14 protein-coding genes are annotated in these 13,840 nt (G+C 29.6%); 10 read left to right on the top strand and 4 right to left on the bottom strand.

Features of this window, described 5'->3' with window-relative positions; translation table 11 throughout:
* The first annotated feature begins 9 nt into the window (after nucleotides 1–9).
* The 5 genes from ftsH (at nucleotide 10) to ACFDSN_RS01180 (ending at nucleotide 4,400) form a co-directional block, all read left to right on the top strand.
* On the top strand, nucleotides 10–1,950 hold the full coding sequence (ftsH, locus tag ACFDSN_RS01200; RefSeq protein WP_375237994.1) for an ATP-dependent zinc metalloprotease FtsH: 1,941 nt from the start codon (nucleotides 10–12) through the stop codon (nucleotides 1,948–1,950).
* 109 nt (nucleotides 1,951–2,059) lie between these two features.
* The gene (locus tag ACFDSN_RS01195; RefSeq protein ID WP_375237993.1) at nucleotides 2,060–2,668 is read left to right on the top strand and encodes an LUD domain-containing protein; all 609 of its coding nucleotides are present in this window, start codon (nucleotides 2,060–2,062) and stop codon (nucleotides 2,666–2,668) included.
* Nucleotide 2,669: 1 nt separating this feature from the next.
* The gene (locus ACFDSN_RS01190; RefSeq protein WP_375237992.1) at nucleotides 2,670–3,491 is read left to right on the top strand and encodes a phosphatidate cytidylyltransferase; all 822 of its coding nucleotides are present in this window, start codon (nucleotides 2,670–2,672) and stop codon (nucleotides 3,489–3,491) included.
* Nucleotides 3,481–4,131: a phosphatidylserine decarboxylase family protein gene (locus tag ACFDSN_RS01185; protein ID WP_375237991.1), complete on the top strand. Its 651-nt coding sequence runs from the start codon at nucleotides 3,481–3,483 to the stop codon at nucleotides 4,129–4,131. The genes ACFDSN_RS01190 and ACFDSN_RS01185 overlap by 11 nt, the downstream gene beginning before the upstream one ends.
* A 2-nt stretch (nucleotides 4,132–4,133) precedes the next feature.
* A complete protein-coding gene (locus ACFDSN_RS01180; protein WP_375237990.1) occupies nucleotides 4,134–4,400 on the top strand; it encodes an acyl-CoA-binding protein in 267 nt (88 codons plus the stop codon).
* A 24-nt stretch (nucleotides 4,401–4,424) separates the two neighbouring features.
* Here the strand turns inward: ACFDSN_RS01180 and pafA are convergent, their stop codons facing one another.
* Nucleotides 4,425–6,092 carry an alkaline phosphatase PafA gene (pafA, locus tag ACFDSN_RS01175; protein ID WP_375237989.1) on the bottom strand — a complete coding sequence of 556 codons (1,668 nt, stop codon included), beginning with the start codon at nucleotides 6,090–6,092 and terminating at the stop codon, nucleotides 4,425–4,427.
* Nucleotides 6,093–6,198: 106 nt separating this feature from the next.
* On the opposite strand from pafA, the gene ACFDSN_RS01170 reads away from it, so the two are divergent.
* Both ACFDSN_RS01170 and ACFDSN_RS01165 read left to right on the top strand, forming a co-directional pair.
* Nucleotides 6,199–6,936, top strand: coding sequence for an MlaE family ABC transporter permease (locus ACFDSN_RS01170; RefSeq protein ID WP_375237988.1), 738 nt, complete (start codon nucleotides 6,199–6,201; stop codon nucleotides 6,934–6,936).
* On the top strand, nucleotides 6,936–7,697 hold the full coding sequence (locus ACFDSN_RS01165) for an ABC transporter ATP-binding protein (RefSeq protein WP_375237987.1): 762 nt from the start codon (nucleotides 6,936–6,938) through the stop codon (nucleotides 7,695–7,697). The genes ACFDSN_RS01170 and ACFDSN_RS01165 overlap by 1 nt, the downstream gene beginning before the upstream one ends.
* 4 nt (nucleotides 7,698–7,701) lie before the next feature.
* On the opposite strand, the gene ACFDSN_RS01160 is transcribed toward ACFDSN_RS01165, so the two are convergent.
* The 3 genes from ACFDSN_RS01160 to ACFDSN_RS01150 form a co-directional block, all read right to left on the bottom strand.
* On the bottom strand, nucleotides 7,702–9,150 hold the full coding sequence (locus tag ACFDSN_RS01160) for a DUF389 domain-containing protein (RefSeq protein ID WP_375237986.1): 1,449 nt from the start codon (nucleotides 9,148–9,150) through the stop codon (nucleotides 7,702–7,704).
* 10 nt (nucleotides 9,151–9,160) lie between these two features.
* Nucleotides 9,161–10,240: a mannose-1-phosphate guanylyltransferase gene (locus tag ACFDSN_RS01155; protein ID WP_375237985.1), complete on the bottom strand. Its 1,080-nt coding sequence runs from the start codon at nucleotides 10,238–10,240 to the stop codon at nucleotides 9,161–9,163.
* Between the two features lie 66 nt (nucleotides 10,241–10,306).
* A complete protein-coding gene (locus ACFDSN_RS01150; RefSeq protein ID WP_375237984.1) occupies nucleotides 10,307–10,903 on the bottom strand; it encodes a SprT-like domain-containing protein in 597 nt (198 codons plus the stop codon).
* Between the two features lie 151 nt (nucleotides 10,904–11,054).
* On the opposite strand from ACFDSN_RS01150, the gene ACFDSN_RS01145 reads away from it, so the two are divergent.
* The 3 genes from ACFDSN_RS01145 (at nucleotide 11,055) to ACFDSN_RS01135 (ending at nucleotide 13,782) form a co-directional block, all read left to right on the top strand.
* Nucleotides 11,055–11,600 (top strand): CIA30 family protein, encoded by a 546-nt coding sequence (locus tag ACFDSN_RS01145; RefSeq protein ID WP_375237983.1) that lies wholly within the window; start codon nucleotides 11,055–11,057, stop codon nucleotides 11,598–11,600.
* 75 nt (nucleotides 11,601–11,675) lie between these two features.
* Nucleotides 11,676–12,347: a phosphoglycolate phosphatase gene (locus tag ACFDSN_RS01140; protein WP_375237982.1), complete on the top strand. Its 672-nt coding sequence runs from the start codon at nucleotides 11,676–11,678 to the stop codon at nucleotides 12,345–12,347.
* Between the two features lies 1 nt (nucleotide 12,348).
* On the top strand, nucleotides 12,349–13,782 hold the full coding sequence (locus ACFDSN_RS01135) for an FAD-dependent monooxygenase (protein ID WP_375237981.1): 1,434 nt from the start codon (nucleotides 12,349–12,351) through the stop codon (nucleotides 13,780–13,782).
* Nucleotides 13,783–13,840: the final 58 nt, after the last annotated feature.

The raw sequence follows: 13,840 nt of genomic DNA, 5'->3' as shown, positions 1-13,840 counted from the left end.
TAAAACAACATGGCAGACAAAAAAACAACTCCAAAGAAACCTAAATTTAATCCTTATTGGATATATGGAGGATTAATATTGCTTTTTATAGCTGTACAAGTTTTTAGTAGCGGTCTTGGAGAACCATCCAAAACCACACCTCGCGATTTTTTTAATTATTTAAAAAATGGTGATATATCGAAGGTATTAATTGTTAAAAACACTCGTGTAGCTCAAGTTTTTTTAACTGAAGATGCTTCTAAAAAAGAAGAACACTCTAAAGGTAAACCAAATAATTTTGGCCTACCAAGTAAGAACGTACCAAATTATACTTTTGAATTTGGTGATCTTCAAAATTTTGAAAATGAATTACAAACAACTTCTAAAGAATTAACAACTAAACCAGAAGTTGGTTTTAAAACTGAAAGCGACACATTTGGTGACTTATTGATTAGTCTTTTACCAATTATTATTTTAGTTGCTGTTTGGATTTTTATTATGAGAAGAATGTCTGGTGGCTCTGGTGGCGGCGCAGGCGGACAAATTTTCAATATAGGGAAATCTAAAGCCAAACTATTTGATGAGAAAACTGATATTAAAACAACATTCAAAAATGTTGCTGGTCTAGAAGGCGCAAAAGAAGAAGTACAAGAAATTGTAGACTTCCTAAAAAACCCTGAAAAATATACTAACCTTGGAGGTAAAATTCCTAAAGGAGCACTTTTAGTTGGTCCTCCAGGAACAGGAAAAACATTATTAGCAAAAGCCGTAGCAGGAGAAGCTAAAGTGCCTTTCTACTCGCTATCTGGTTCAGATTTTGTAGAAATGTTTGTTGGTGTTGGAGCTTCTAGAGTAAGAGACTTATTCAAACAGGCAAAAGAAAAATCACCTGCAATTATATTTATTGATGAAATTGATGCTATTGGTAGAGCAAGAGGAAAAAACGCTATGTCTGGAAGTAATGACGAAAGAGAGAATACTCTTAATCAACTTTTAACGGAAATGGATGGTTTTGGTACTAAAACTAACGTTATTGTTTTAGCTGCAACTAATAGAGCAGATGTTTTAGATAAAGCTTTAATGCGTGCTGGTCGTTTTGACAGACAGATTCATGTTGATTTACCAAACTTAACTGAACGTCAAGCTATTTTTGATGTACACTTAAAACCAATAAAAAAAGCAGAAGGCTTAGACGTAAGTTTTTTATCTAAACAAACGCCTGGATTTTCTGGAGCTGACATAGCAAATCTTTGTAATGAAGCTGCTTTAATTGCTGCTCGTAACGATAAAAAAGCAGTTGAAAAACAAGACTTTTTAGATGCTGTAGACAGAATTGTTGGTGGATTAGAGAGACGAAGTAATATATTTTCTGCAGAAGAAAAGAAAACTATTGCCTATCATGAAGCAGGACACGCAACTACAAGCTGGTTTTTAGAACATGCAGACCCATTAGTAAAAGTAACTATTGTTCCTCGTGGACGTTCGCTTGGAGCCGCTTGGTATTTGCCAGAAGAAAAATTTATAACTAGAACAGAAAAATTCTTAGATGAAATTTGTGTAACTATGGCCGGTAGAGCTGCAGAACAAATAATTTTTGGAAAGATTTCAACTGGTGCTTTAAGTGATTTAGAAAGTGTAACCAAGAAAGCAAAAGCGATGGTTATGATTTATGGATTAAACGAAAAAGTTGGTAACGTGACATTTTATGATCCTGCTGGAGAAAATGGTTTTGTTAAACCATACAGTGAGAAAACAGCAGAACTTATTGATAATGAAATTAAAAGCATTATTGAAACGCAATACCAACGTGCCATAGAGCTTTTAAAAGACAAAAAAGAACTTTTAATTTTGCTTGCAGAACGCTTAACAGAACGTGAAGTAATTTTTAAAGATGATTTAGAAGAGTTATTTGGAAAAAGACCTTTTGAAGAAAAAACAATTATAGATATAACTTCTGAAGAGGAAGAATAATAAAATTCATTTTTTTTAAAACAAAAGCTTAGATTAACAATACGTTAGTCTAAGTTTTTTTTTATATTTGGTATTAGTATTTTATATTAAAAATACTTTTAGTACGAATATGAGTTTATTTAGAAAAATTTTTGGCTCAAAACCTAATTCTTCCAAAGAAAATTCTTCAATTGAAGAACGTGGTAAACATATGCCAAAAATTGAAGTTCCAGTAGACGAAAAATTCATGCTTGAATTCAAACAAAATGGCGGTAAATTCCTTTATTGTATTAACTCAGACGAAGTGGATTCAAATTTAAATTCTATTTTAAAAGAAACAAAATGGAATAAAGAAGAAGGTTTTATCTATAACAAATCTACCAAGAAGATATTTAAAAAAAGTAAAATTAAACTTACCGAAAATTTAGAAAATGCTACTTATTTTGTAACAACAGTGGAAGCTTTAGTTGCAGAAATTGGCTCTCTACTAATATCTTCTAACCAAATAGCGGAAAAAAAAATAAACGAATACCCAAATAACATTATTGCATACGCAACCACAAGTCAAATTGTACATAATATTAGTGAAGGTTTAACTGGAATTAAACAAAAAAACGCACCTAAAATACCAACCAACATTACAACTATTAAGAATTTTAAAGAAGACTTAGAAGAAAGCTTCTTAACTTATGGTACAAGTGCCAAAAATGTTTACCTTCTATTGTTAGAAGATTTATAATATGCGCGAAACTATAACAAGAGCTTTTTCTGGCTTTATCTTTATATCTTTATTAATATTTTCCTTTTTCAATCAACATTCTTTAATCTTGATCTTTTATATATTTGGAATAATATGTATTAGCGAATTTAAAAAACTAATTGCATTAGAAAGTAAAATACCATATATAGCATTTACATTAATATATTTTATTTTTGGTTATTGGAATATAATTTCAGATGATTCAAATATTATAGATGTAGCAACTCAAATACTTCAAGTGTTCACCATATTTGTTCAGCTATTCTTAATTAGAGATTTATTTTCCGAAAAAACAATCCCATTATTTACATTTAGAAAATACCTTTTAACCATATTTTACCTATCAAGTGCATTTGTGTTTTTACCTCTAATCACTAATTACAATGGAACTTTTGATTATAAAATTCTATTATGTAGTTTTATATTAATTTGGGTTAACGATACCTTTGCTTACCTTGTAGGTAAGAACTTTGGTAAACAAAAATTATTTTCAAGAATTTCGCCTAAAAAAACAGTAGAAGGCTTTTTAGGAGGCGTTCTATTTGCTTGCATTACTAGTTATTTTATATTTAAATATACTCAAACATTGACATTTACATCTTGGCTTATTTTAAGTATTATTATTAGTTCTATTGGGACTATTGGTGATTTAATTGAATCTAAGTTTAAACGTCAAGCAAATGTTAAAGATAGCGGCTCTATAATGCCTGGACATGGAGGATTATTAGATCGATTAGATAGTATTATATTTGCTGCACCATTTATTTATTTATTTTTAAGAATTACAACATATGTTTCATAAAGAAGGTTTTAAAATTATTACAATTACATTTATTATATGTATTAGTTTATTCTTAGTATCAGATCATTTTATAACTTTAGATTGGTTAAAATGGGTTGCTTTTACTGTAATTGGATTCTTTCTATTTATAATACTTCAATTTTTTAGAAACCCTAAAAGATCAACGGTTTTAAACGAGAACACAATTGTGTCACCTGTAGATGGAAAAGTTGTTGTAATTGAAGAAGTTTATGAGCCAGAATTTTTTAAAGACAAACGCTTACAAGTAAGTGTATTTATGTCCCCAATAAATGTTCATGTAACACGTTTCCCTATAGGTGGGAAAGTTACTTATAGTAAGTACCATCCAGGGAAATACCTAGTGGCTTGGCATCCAAAAGCAAGCACAGAAAATGAGCGCACAACTGTTGTAGTAGAAAACAATACTGTAGGAGCGGTTTTATATAGACAAATTGCTGGTGCGCTAGCAAAACGTATAGTTAATTACGCAAAGACTGATGAAACTGCTGTTCAAGGAACTGATTCTGGTTTTATTAAGTTTGGTTCTAGAGTTGATTTATACTTACCATTAGGCACAGATATTAAAGTGGCATTAAACCAAAAAGTAAAAGGAGGCGAAAGTATAATTGCTCAAGTTTAATAATGACTAGCGATGAATTAAATAAAACTTTTGAAGATGCTGTGGCAAGAATAAATGCACACAAAGAGCCTTTTCCTGCAGATTTTTTATTACGTCTTTATGCTTACTATAAAAAATCTACTAACAATTATAGCAGACCTAGTAGTCGCGAACCAATAATTAATGCGTTTAAAACAAATGCTTTATTTCAAATACAAAGTGTTTCTGAAGATACTGCTAAACAACAATATATAGACTTAGTTAACAACTACTTCTTATATAGAAAATAGTTTTGTTATTTTTTTATGACACGATTAGTTTTTTAAAGCTTCACTTAAAACCTTATCACTAGAACCGTTAGGGAAACTAACTCCTAATAAAGCAGATATAGTTGGCACTATACTAGTTATTTCAGTTTTATTAAAAGTTTCTCCTTTCTGTATTCCATTACCATAAAATAATAGTGGTACATGTGTATCGTAGTTAAATCCAGATCCATGTGTAGAACCTGTCTTATTATATGAAATATAATTAGGATTATAAACAAAGACAACATCTCCAGAATATTTTTGATTAAATCCATTCTGAACTAAATATTCTAAACCTGTAGTAAAGTTTGTAGTCTGAAGTGTTTTAGAGCCATATGCTTTATAAATTGTATTATATGTAATTATTTCGTCTACAATAACCTCTTCTATTTCCGCCTTATTTAATTTATTTAAGTCTATTATCTCCTTATCTAAAAACACTTGATTATTACTTATTTTTTTAATTAACCCAGTAGCAGTATACTTAGTTTTTAAAAATAAATCTAGCTTTTTCCTTATTTTGCTTTTATCTGTATATCCTGCAGGAATTTGTTTCGTTTTTAAATAACTTGGTACATCAATTGCTCCATGGTCTGATGTTAAAAATAAAGTGTAATTTTCATTCCCGATTTCTGTATCTATATAATTCAAAAAACGTTCTATATCTTTATCCAACCTAATATAAGTATCTTCTACTTCTTTAGAATTTACTCCAAAATTATGACCTACATAATCGGTACTAGAAAAACTAACTGTTAATACATCGGTATATTCGTCTTTACCTAATGCTTCATTTTTAACAACTTCAATAGCAAAATCTGTTACCAAACTATTTCCATATGGTGTAGCTTTTATTATATCAAAAGGTTTTTCTAAATTTTTCAATTCATTCAAATTATATGGAAAGAAATTCTGATCTTTAAAACCTGTTTCAAAATCATTTTTGTCCACACCACTTTCTGTATAACTTTCAATTGGGTATAATGTATTCCATTCTTTCAAATACGATTCCGCAGTATTAGACTGATTAAAATCTTTAACCCATTGTGGTAAATCAGTCATATAATAAGAACTAGAAACAAAAGCTCCTTCTTTAGCTCCATGAAACCAGTAAGCTGCATTTGCACTATGTCCTGCTGGTAAAATTGCACCTCTATCTTTTATAGATATTCCAATAGTTTTACCTTTAAATTGAGTAAACAACCTATTTTCATCTCCTAATGTGGTTGTTTTCATTCTATGTGGCGACATTAAACCCGCTTTATTTAATGTTCCAACTGGTAAAACATTTTTATCTCCAGTACAATACACATATTTATCTTCATATTTATCATACCAATTATTACCAATTATAGCATGTGTTTTTGGAGTAGCACCCGTAAAAACAGAAGCATGGCCTGGACCTGTATAAGTTGGCACATAATTATAATGATTATTTTTAAAGTTAAAACCGTTATTCATTAACCGCTTAAATCCTCCATTTCCATATTTAGAATAGAATCTAGTTAAATAATCATATCGCATTTGATCTACAACAATACCAATAACAAGCTTAGGCCTAGACGTTTCTTGTTTTTTAGTAGGTGACTTATTTACAACTATAATGTCTGGATTTTTAACACTTACACAGCTAAAAGCAATTAAAAAAACTAAAAAAACTCCTATTTTTTTCATAACACCAATTTTTATTATTTCAAAAATACTATTTTCTTATGGATGATTTTTAATTTATAAGTTAACAAGTCTTTAATTTTCATATTTTAGCAGTAACAAATAATTTATGCAGTATTTATATAATTTTGGCGCTTACTTCTTGATGGTTATCAGAATGTTTAGAAAACCTACTAAGTGGTCTGTTATGAAAAAATTAATTTTAAAAGATATAGATGATTTAATCATTGGATCTATTGGAATTGTATCTTTTATAGCCTTTTTTGTTGGTGGAGTTATTACTATACAAACTGCATTAAACATAGATAGTCCATTAATACCAAAATCTCTTGTTGGATTTGCAACAAGACAATCTATTGTTTTAGAATTTGCCCCTACATTTATCTCTATAATTATGGCTGGGAAAGTTGGATCTTTTATTACATCAAGCATAGGAACTATGCGTGTCACCGAGCAAATCGACGCATTAGAAACCATGGGAATTAACTCGTTAAACTACTTAGTTTTCCCAAAAGTAATTGCGCTAACACTTTACCCATTTGTAATCTCTATAGCAATGTTTTTAGGCATTTTTGGTGGTTTAACCGCTTGTATTTTGGGAGGATACGCTACTTCAGAAGACTTTATTACTGGTGTACAACTTGACTTTATACCTTTTCATATTATTTATGCCTTTTTAAAAACGTTTGTCTTTGCTTTTATTTTAGCAACAGTACCATCTTTTTATGGTTACTATATGAAAGGTGGAGCATTAGAAGTAGGTAAAGCAAGTACAAGCTCTTTTGTTTGGACAAGTGTTGCTATTATTTTACTAAACTACATATTAACCCAATTACTTTTAAGCTAATGATTGAAGTTAAAGATTTACACAAATCCTTTGGAGAAAATCATATTCTTAAAGGTATTACAACTACTTTTGAAGCTGGTAAAACAAATTTAATTATTGGTCAAAGTGGTTCTGGAAAAACCGTTTTCTTAAAATGCCTTTTGGGTTTATTTGATTACGAACAAGGTAGCATATCTTATGATGGTAATATTTTTGCACAATTAAGCGAATCTGAAAAACGAAATATGAGAGCAGATATTGGCATGGTATTTCAAGGCTCTGCGTTATTTGATTCTATGACTATTGCAGAAAATGTTATGTTTCCATTACGTATGTTTACTGATCAAAGTAAAAGTGAAATGCATGATCGTGTGGACTTTGTTTTAAATCGTGTTAATTTATCTGATGCACACACTAAAATGCCTAGTGAAGCTTCTGGAGGAATGCAAAAACGTGTAGCTATTGCAAGAGCAATTGTAAATAAACCAAAATATTTATTTTGTGATGAACCTAATTCTGGTTTAGACCCAAGAACTTCTATAGTAATAGATAACTTAATTAAAGAAATAACAGAAGAGTATAATATTACAACCGTAATAAATTCTCATGATATGAATTCTGTAATGGAGATTGGAGAGAAAATTGTGTTCTTACAATTAGGGTTAAAAGAATGGGAAGGCACAAGACACGACATTTTTAAAACAGAAAACGAAGCTGTTACAAACTTCGTTTATTCTTCTAATTTATTTAAAAAAGTACGAAAAATGTACTTAACAGAATAAATTTTTATTCACTCTTTATAACCACTTTTTTAGCTTTAATTCGGTCTTTAAGCCAAAGTTTTAAGGTTTCATCTTTTATAGTTTTTACACTATCACTTAATTGTGAATTCCATGTTATTTTTGCAATTGAAATAGTATCCATTTTTACAAAGTCTTTAGACTCAAACATTGTTGCGTAACCAAAAGACTTTAAATCATTAAATTTAATCTTAGCATCTCTTGCTACTTCTTTATAATCTAACATATTTATTTCAGAAGACTTTAATGACTTAATAAATAACTCTAAACTATCAACCTGCTGCTGTAAACCAGTTACTAAAATATCTTTTTGTTCATTTCTAATTTCAGACTTTTTTAGCATTTCTGCAACAACATCTGCACTTCTTGATTTATTACTGTTAATCACTAAGTCGAAACCTTGTATGTTTTCATAGTTTTTATATGAATTCCTCAAACTATTTTCCATAGCAGGGGAAATTTCACCATTAAAATATAATTTAATTTTCTTAGTATCTTGATCTAAGACTGGATCTCTTTGAGACCACAAATCATCATTAGATTCTACTTCATTTTTTACAAAATTCTTAAAACCCATTTCGTATTTAGTTTCTGTCCATACGTTATAAAAGGTTCTAATTGCTGGAATCATAACAATTACTGCAACTAATGATGCTAATTGAGCAATACGTTTACGTTTTTTAGAATTGGCGTATTTAAGCATTGGAAACCTCAAGACTTTTAAAACTACAAAAGCTGCTAAACCAATAAAAATTGTATTTATTGTAAACAAATACATTGCTCCCCAAAAATATTTCATATTCTTAGCCAAGCCAAAACCTGCAGTACATAATGGAGGCATTAAAGCTGTAGCAATTGCCACACCAAATATTACTGAGGCAATTGTTCCTTTTTTTGTTCTTGCAATCATTAATGCTGCTCCACCAAAAAAGGCTATTAAAACATCTCTAATATCTGGTCTTGTCCTTCCTAACAATTCAGATGTTTCTTCGCTTAAAGGAAAGAATTTAAAAAATAAAAATGCAGTTAACAAACTTAACACAATCATAGTAGTTAAGTTTATTAGTGATTTTTTTAGTGTATCAATATCATTTATTGCTAAAGACATTCCTAAACCTAAAATTGGTCCCATTAATGGGGATATTAACATAGCACCAATAACAACAGCAGTAGAATTTGCGTTTAAACCAATTGAGGCTACAAATATTGAACAAATTAAAATCCAAGCAGTTGCACCTTTTAACGGAATATCTGCTTTAATAGCTTCAACTGTTGCATCTCTATCTGTATCATCTCTAAAATCTAAAAGTTCACGTAAATAAATACGAAAACTTGCAAATAAACCAACTGCATCTTTTTTTACTGCGTCTTTTGATTCCTGAACTAAATCTTCTTTAGGAGTATCTTCAGAAAAATTAAATTTATTTTCTTCCATAATAAATATTTTAACCTAAATGGTCACCAAACTCATCTTTAACTTCTTGTCTTACTTTTTTAATATCCTGCTCTTTTGCCTTAGGATAAATTAATAAAACATCTTCTTTATCTACAATAATATAATTACTTAACCCATCTACAACAACCACTTTATCGTTATAAGTACGAATCATGTTTCCTTGTGCATTATTGGTTAAAATTCTAGAATTAACCACTGCGTTTTTATTATAATCTTTATCTAACTTATCGTATAAACTTCCCCAAGTACCAAGATCATTCCAATCAAAAGTTGCTGGTAAAACAAATACGTTAGGCGATTTTTCTAGAATGGCATAATCTACAGATATGTTTTCTGCTTTTTCGTAATTCTCTGTTATAAATTTAGTTTCTTCTGTTGTATTGTAAATAGCCTCAGCATCATTAAATAATTTGAATAGTTCTGGTTGATTATTTTCAAAAGCCTTTAAAACAGAATTAACCGACCAAACAAAAATCCCGGCATTCCACAAAAAATTCCCTTTAGATAAAAAACTTTTTGCTGTTTTATAGTCTGGTTTTTCTCGGAATTGAGCTACTTTTTTAACTGGATAATCATCCGCTTTATTAAATTCAATATAACCATAACCCGTATTTGGAAATGTAGGTTTTATACCTAAAGTCATTAACGCATCTTTTTGCTCACAAAATTGAAAAGACTGCTTTACGTTTTTATTAAATGCTGTTTCATCTTCTATCCAATGATCACTTGGAGCGACCAACATTAAAGCATTTGGATTTAATTTTTTAATTTTAAGAGAAGCATATAAAATACAAGGCGCAGTATTACGCATTGCAGGTTCTAAAACCACTTGCTCTTGGCAAATTTCTGGTAATTGCTCTAATACTAAATCGTTATAATCTTCATTAGTTAAGATGTAGATGTTCTCTTTAGGTATAATTGCCGACAATCTATTAAACGTTTTTTGTATTAACGTTTCTCCTGTTCCAAGCATATCATGAAACTGCTTTGGAAATGTTTTGGTACTTACAGGCCAAAAACGAGATCCAACGCCACCAGCCATTATTATTGCATAGTAATTACTATTCATTGCTTTAATTTTCTAACTATGCAATATATAAATTCTGAAATTGATTTTGCTTTTTTTTGAAAGATTTTAAGCTACAATTTCCACTTCTGCATTTGGATGAAATAAATAGGTCTTTCCAGAAGAAATCTCTAAACATTCTATACGTTTTCTTCTTACTAATCCTCGTTTAAAAACACGATTATTTGGCATTCTAAAAATAGTTTCTAACGCTAATTCTGATACAAAAACAGAATCACTTGGTGGGTCGTATTTTTTTAACGCTGCAGATAGTACAATATCTGTATCCGAACTGGCTTTGGGGTTTTTAAAATGACGCGCTAAAAGTGGTAATAAATGATTAGGGAAAATATCTGGATTTATAAATGGTAACATTAAATGCTGAAATGTTTGTTTCCACTCTAAACCATGTGGTTTTATTGCTTTGCCATATTTTTTATACGCTTCAAAATGAGCAATTTCGTGAATTAGAGTTATTAAAAACCTATAACTATTTAAATTGTTATTTACTGTAATTTGATGCTTGTTATTTGGTAATCGCCTATAATCTCCATGTGTTGTTTTACGTTCATTTTTCACAATTACAACAAGATTTTCATAATCTAAAAGCACAGACACTTTTAAGAAAGCTGCTTCTGGAATATAGTTTTGTAATTGATTTATCATAACTACAAAAATAGTGTTATATGTTTAATTTCTAATCCAAACCATATATGAAATTAAAAGCATAAGATTTTAAAAGCTAAAAGATTAAACACTTTAGTTAATAAATTTATAAAAATTATTAATTGAATTTCAATACTAGTATTTTTAAAATATGAAATCACTTTTATTATTCTCAATTATATCTATGTTAACACTTTCTGGAATAGAATTTAACTTTGGCACAAATCATAACTCCCAAAATTGGCGTATTGTAAACGATGGTGTTATGGGCGGATTATCTAAATCAGAAATCAAACTATCGAAAAACACACTACTTTTTAAAGGTGAAACATCTTTAAAAAACAATGGTGGTTTTGCAAGTATTAGAACCTCTTTTAAACCAGGAATATTGAAAGGTTGCAAAACAATGACTATTAAATTTAAGAGTAATACCACCAATAGATCTTTTGGCATATCTCTGAAAGATAAAGAGCGTTTTTATATGCCATATTTTAAACACATTTTCTCACCAAAAACAAATAATTGGCAAACACTTACTGTGAATTTAGAAGATTTTAAACCTTATAGAATTAGTGAAACTTTTGATGCTAAAATGCCACTAAGCTATTTAGATAATGTATTTACATTGGTTTTAATTATTAGCGACAAAAAACAAGGTGATTTTGATATTGAATTAGACCATATCAGCTTTAATTAAAAAGAAATAATTTCTAACTTTATTCCAGCTTTTTTTTAATAAATCTTACGCATCTTTGTAACAAACTATTTTACTGTGAACTTTAAACACAAAGCACTTATTATATTCGATTTTGATGGAACACTTATAAACAGTATTCCTGATTTAACTTTAGCGGTAAATAAAATGTTAGTCCATTATAATTTGAAGCCACTAACTGTTGCGCAAGTAACACCATTTATTGGTAATGGTGCAAAGCCATTAGTAAAAAGAGCTCTAGAAAAAGCTAAAAAAACGAAAAGTATTAGCGAAGATTTTTTAGACGAAGCCTTTCATATTTATTTTTCCGCTTATAAAGAGGTTACGTGTAAAGACACATTTATGTATCCTAATGTTTTAGAAACTTTAAATTTTCTAAATAAAGAAGGCTATAAAATGGCTATTTGTACTAACAAACCATATGCATTTATTTCGCCTATTTTAGAAAAACTAGAAATCAAACACTTTTTCACCTCTTGGATTGGTGAAGATTCTTTATCAGAAAAAAAACCAAGTTCATTACCTCTATTACATTTAGCAGAAAAGAACAAAGTAACTGTAGAACAATGTGTAATGGTTGGAGATTCTAAAAATGATATTCTTGCTGCACAAAATGCTAAAATGGATAATATTGGCGTAAGTTATGGTTATAACTACAACGAAAATATTAAAGATTACAATCCAACTATTGTTGTTGACCATTTTAAAACATTACAAGACTTTTTTTAGTATGAGTAAAGTTTATAATGTTGGTATTATTGGCGGCGGAGTTTCTGGAGCAGTTATAGCTTTAGAGCTTGCTAAATATGGCATAGAAAATATCTTGTTAGAAAAAGAAGAAAGTCTTGTAAATAGCTCGCCTTTTTGCCATTTACACGCAGGTGGCAATTTGTATCCAGATATTTCCACAGAGCAATGTAAAGTATTAATGAAACAATCTATAGCTATGGCGCGTTTATTTCCACAATCTATAGATCAAAGACCTACTTTTATAAGTATTCCAAAATCTGAAACCTACAAAGTTAGCGATATACAAAACCGATTAAATGTTCTTGTTGATTATTACAAAACATTAATTAAGGAAGATCCAAAAAATAAAATTCTTGGTTCTCCAGAAGATTACTATAACATATTTACAAAAGAAGATTTAAATACGCTTGTTAAACAACCAACAGTAACAGTGCCTAAAACTGCTAACCAATGGATTACTAACGCACTAAAATTAATAGATTACACACAACTAAAAACACCTATTATTTTAGTACAAGAATATGGTTGGAATTTTTTTAGGCTTGGCGCTCAAGCACAATTAGCATTAAATAAAGCAACACAATGCAACCTACAATTAAACACTAATGTTTCTAAAGTAGAAGACGTGAAGCATTTAAAACTTGGTTATAATTGGAAAATCCACACCAAAAATGCAGTACATAAAGTAAAATACTTGGTCAATTCTTGCGGATTTAAAACAGGTGAAATTGATACTACTCTTAATTTAAACACCAAACGTTTAATAGAGTTTAAAGCTGCTTACGTTTCTAAATGGCAACCCATAAATGGTTTAATTCCAGAACTTATTTTTCATGGTAAACGAGGCACACCAAATGGAATGGTACAATTAACACCTTATTGTAATGATTATTACCAAATTCACGGAATGACTAAAGACGTTACTTTGTTTGATAACGGTTTAATACAATCTAAAACCAACCAATCTCAACCAGAATTTAACGCAATTATTAAAGAAAAGCTTAAAAGTGGTTGGAAAGAAAACGATATAGAGCAACGCACCAAAAATGCTATTAGTAATGTTACAAAGTTTATTCCTACATTTAAGTCAGCAATACCTGGAAGCAAACCACTTTATGGCGCACAGCAAATTCCTGGAGACGATCCAATTTTAAGAGTTGGGGAAGTTAGTTTTCCTTCCAAATTTTACGCACGTAGCGAAATTATTAAAGCCTCTTCAGCCTTAACTGTTGCTAATCAAATTATATACAAAATTCAAGAAGAAGCTATTATTCCAACTATAAAAACAGTTGTTACTAAAAACGTTTTATTAAATAGTATTTCTAAAAACGATATTAATGCATTGGCTTCTAAATTAGCTACACAACGTGGTTATCCAAATTCTTTAGCTAAATTGGTTATTGATCGCGATTGATTAAACTTGACTTTGTCATTTTTTTCAACTAACTTCGTTTAACTGCTGATATAAAACA

Source organism: Aurantibacter sp., from assembly GCF_042094015.1.
Taxonomy (GTDB): domain Bacteria; phylum Bacteroidota; class Bacteroidia; order Flavobacteriales; family Flavobacteriaceae; genus Aurantibacter.
The sequence above is the reverse complement of the archived record's forward strand: the minus strand, read 5'-3'. Positions and strand labels throughout refer to the sequence as shown.

Excerpts from the sequence above, each read along its gene's own strand:
- ACFDSN_RS01195 (WP_375237993.1), top strand. The coding sequence starts at position 2,060 with ATGAGTTTATTTAGAAAAATTTTTGGCTCAAAACCTAATTCTTCCAAA.
- ACFDSN_RS01180 (WP_375237990.1), top strand. The coding sequence starts at position 4,134 with ATGACTAGCGATGAATTAAATAAAACTTTTGAAGATGCTGTGGCAAGA.
- ACFDSN_RS01150 (WP_375237984.1), bottom strand. The coding sequence starts at position 10,903 with ATGATAAATCAATTACAAAACTATATTCCAGAAGCAGCTTTCTTAAAA.
- ACFDSN_RS01190 (WP_375237992.1), top strand. The coding sequence starts at position 2,670 with ATGCGCGAAACTATAACAAGAGCTTTTTCTGGCTTTATCTTTATATCT.
- ACFDSN_RS01145 (WP_375237983.1), top strand. The coding sequence starts at position 11,055 with ATGAAATCACTTTTATTATTCTCAATTATATCTATGTTAACACTTTCT.
- pafA (WP_375237989.1), bottom strand. The coding sequence starts at position 6,092 with ATGAAAAAAATAGGAGTTTTTTTAGTTTTTTTAATTGCTTTTAGCTGT.
- ACFDSN_RS01185 (WP_375237991.1), top strand. The coding sequence starts at position 3,481 with ATGTTTCATAAAGAAGGTTTTAAAATTATTACAATTACATTTATTATA.
- ACFDSN_RS01170 (WP_375237988.1), top strand. The coding sequence starts at position 6,199 with ATGCAGTATTTATATAATTTTGGCGCTTACTTCTTGATGGTTATCAGA.
- ACFDSN_RS01155 (WP_375237985.1), bottom strand. The coding sequence starts at position 10,240 with ATGAATAGTAATTACTATGCAATAATAATGGCTGGTGGCGTTGGATCT.
- ACFDSN_RS01135 (WP_375237981.1), top strand. The coding sequence starts at position 12,349 with ATGAGTAAAGTTTATAATGTTGGTATTATTGGCGGCGGAGTTTCTGGA.
- ACFDSN_RS01165 (WP_375237987.1), top strand. The coding sequence starts at position 6,936 with ATGATTGAAGTTAAAGATTTACACAAATCCTTTGGAGAAAATCATATT.
- ACFDSN_RS01160 (WP_375237986.1), bottom strand. The coding sequence starts at position 9,150 with ATGGAAGAAAATAAATTTAATTTTTCTGAAGATACTCCTAAAGAAGAT.
- ftsH (WP_375237994.1), top strand. The coding sequence starts at position 10 with ATGGCAGACAAAAAAACAACTCCAAAGAAACCTAAATTTAATCCTTAT.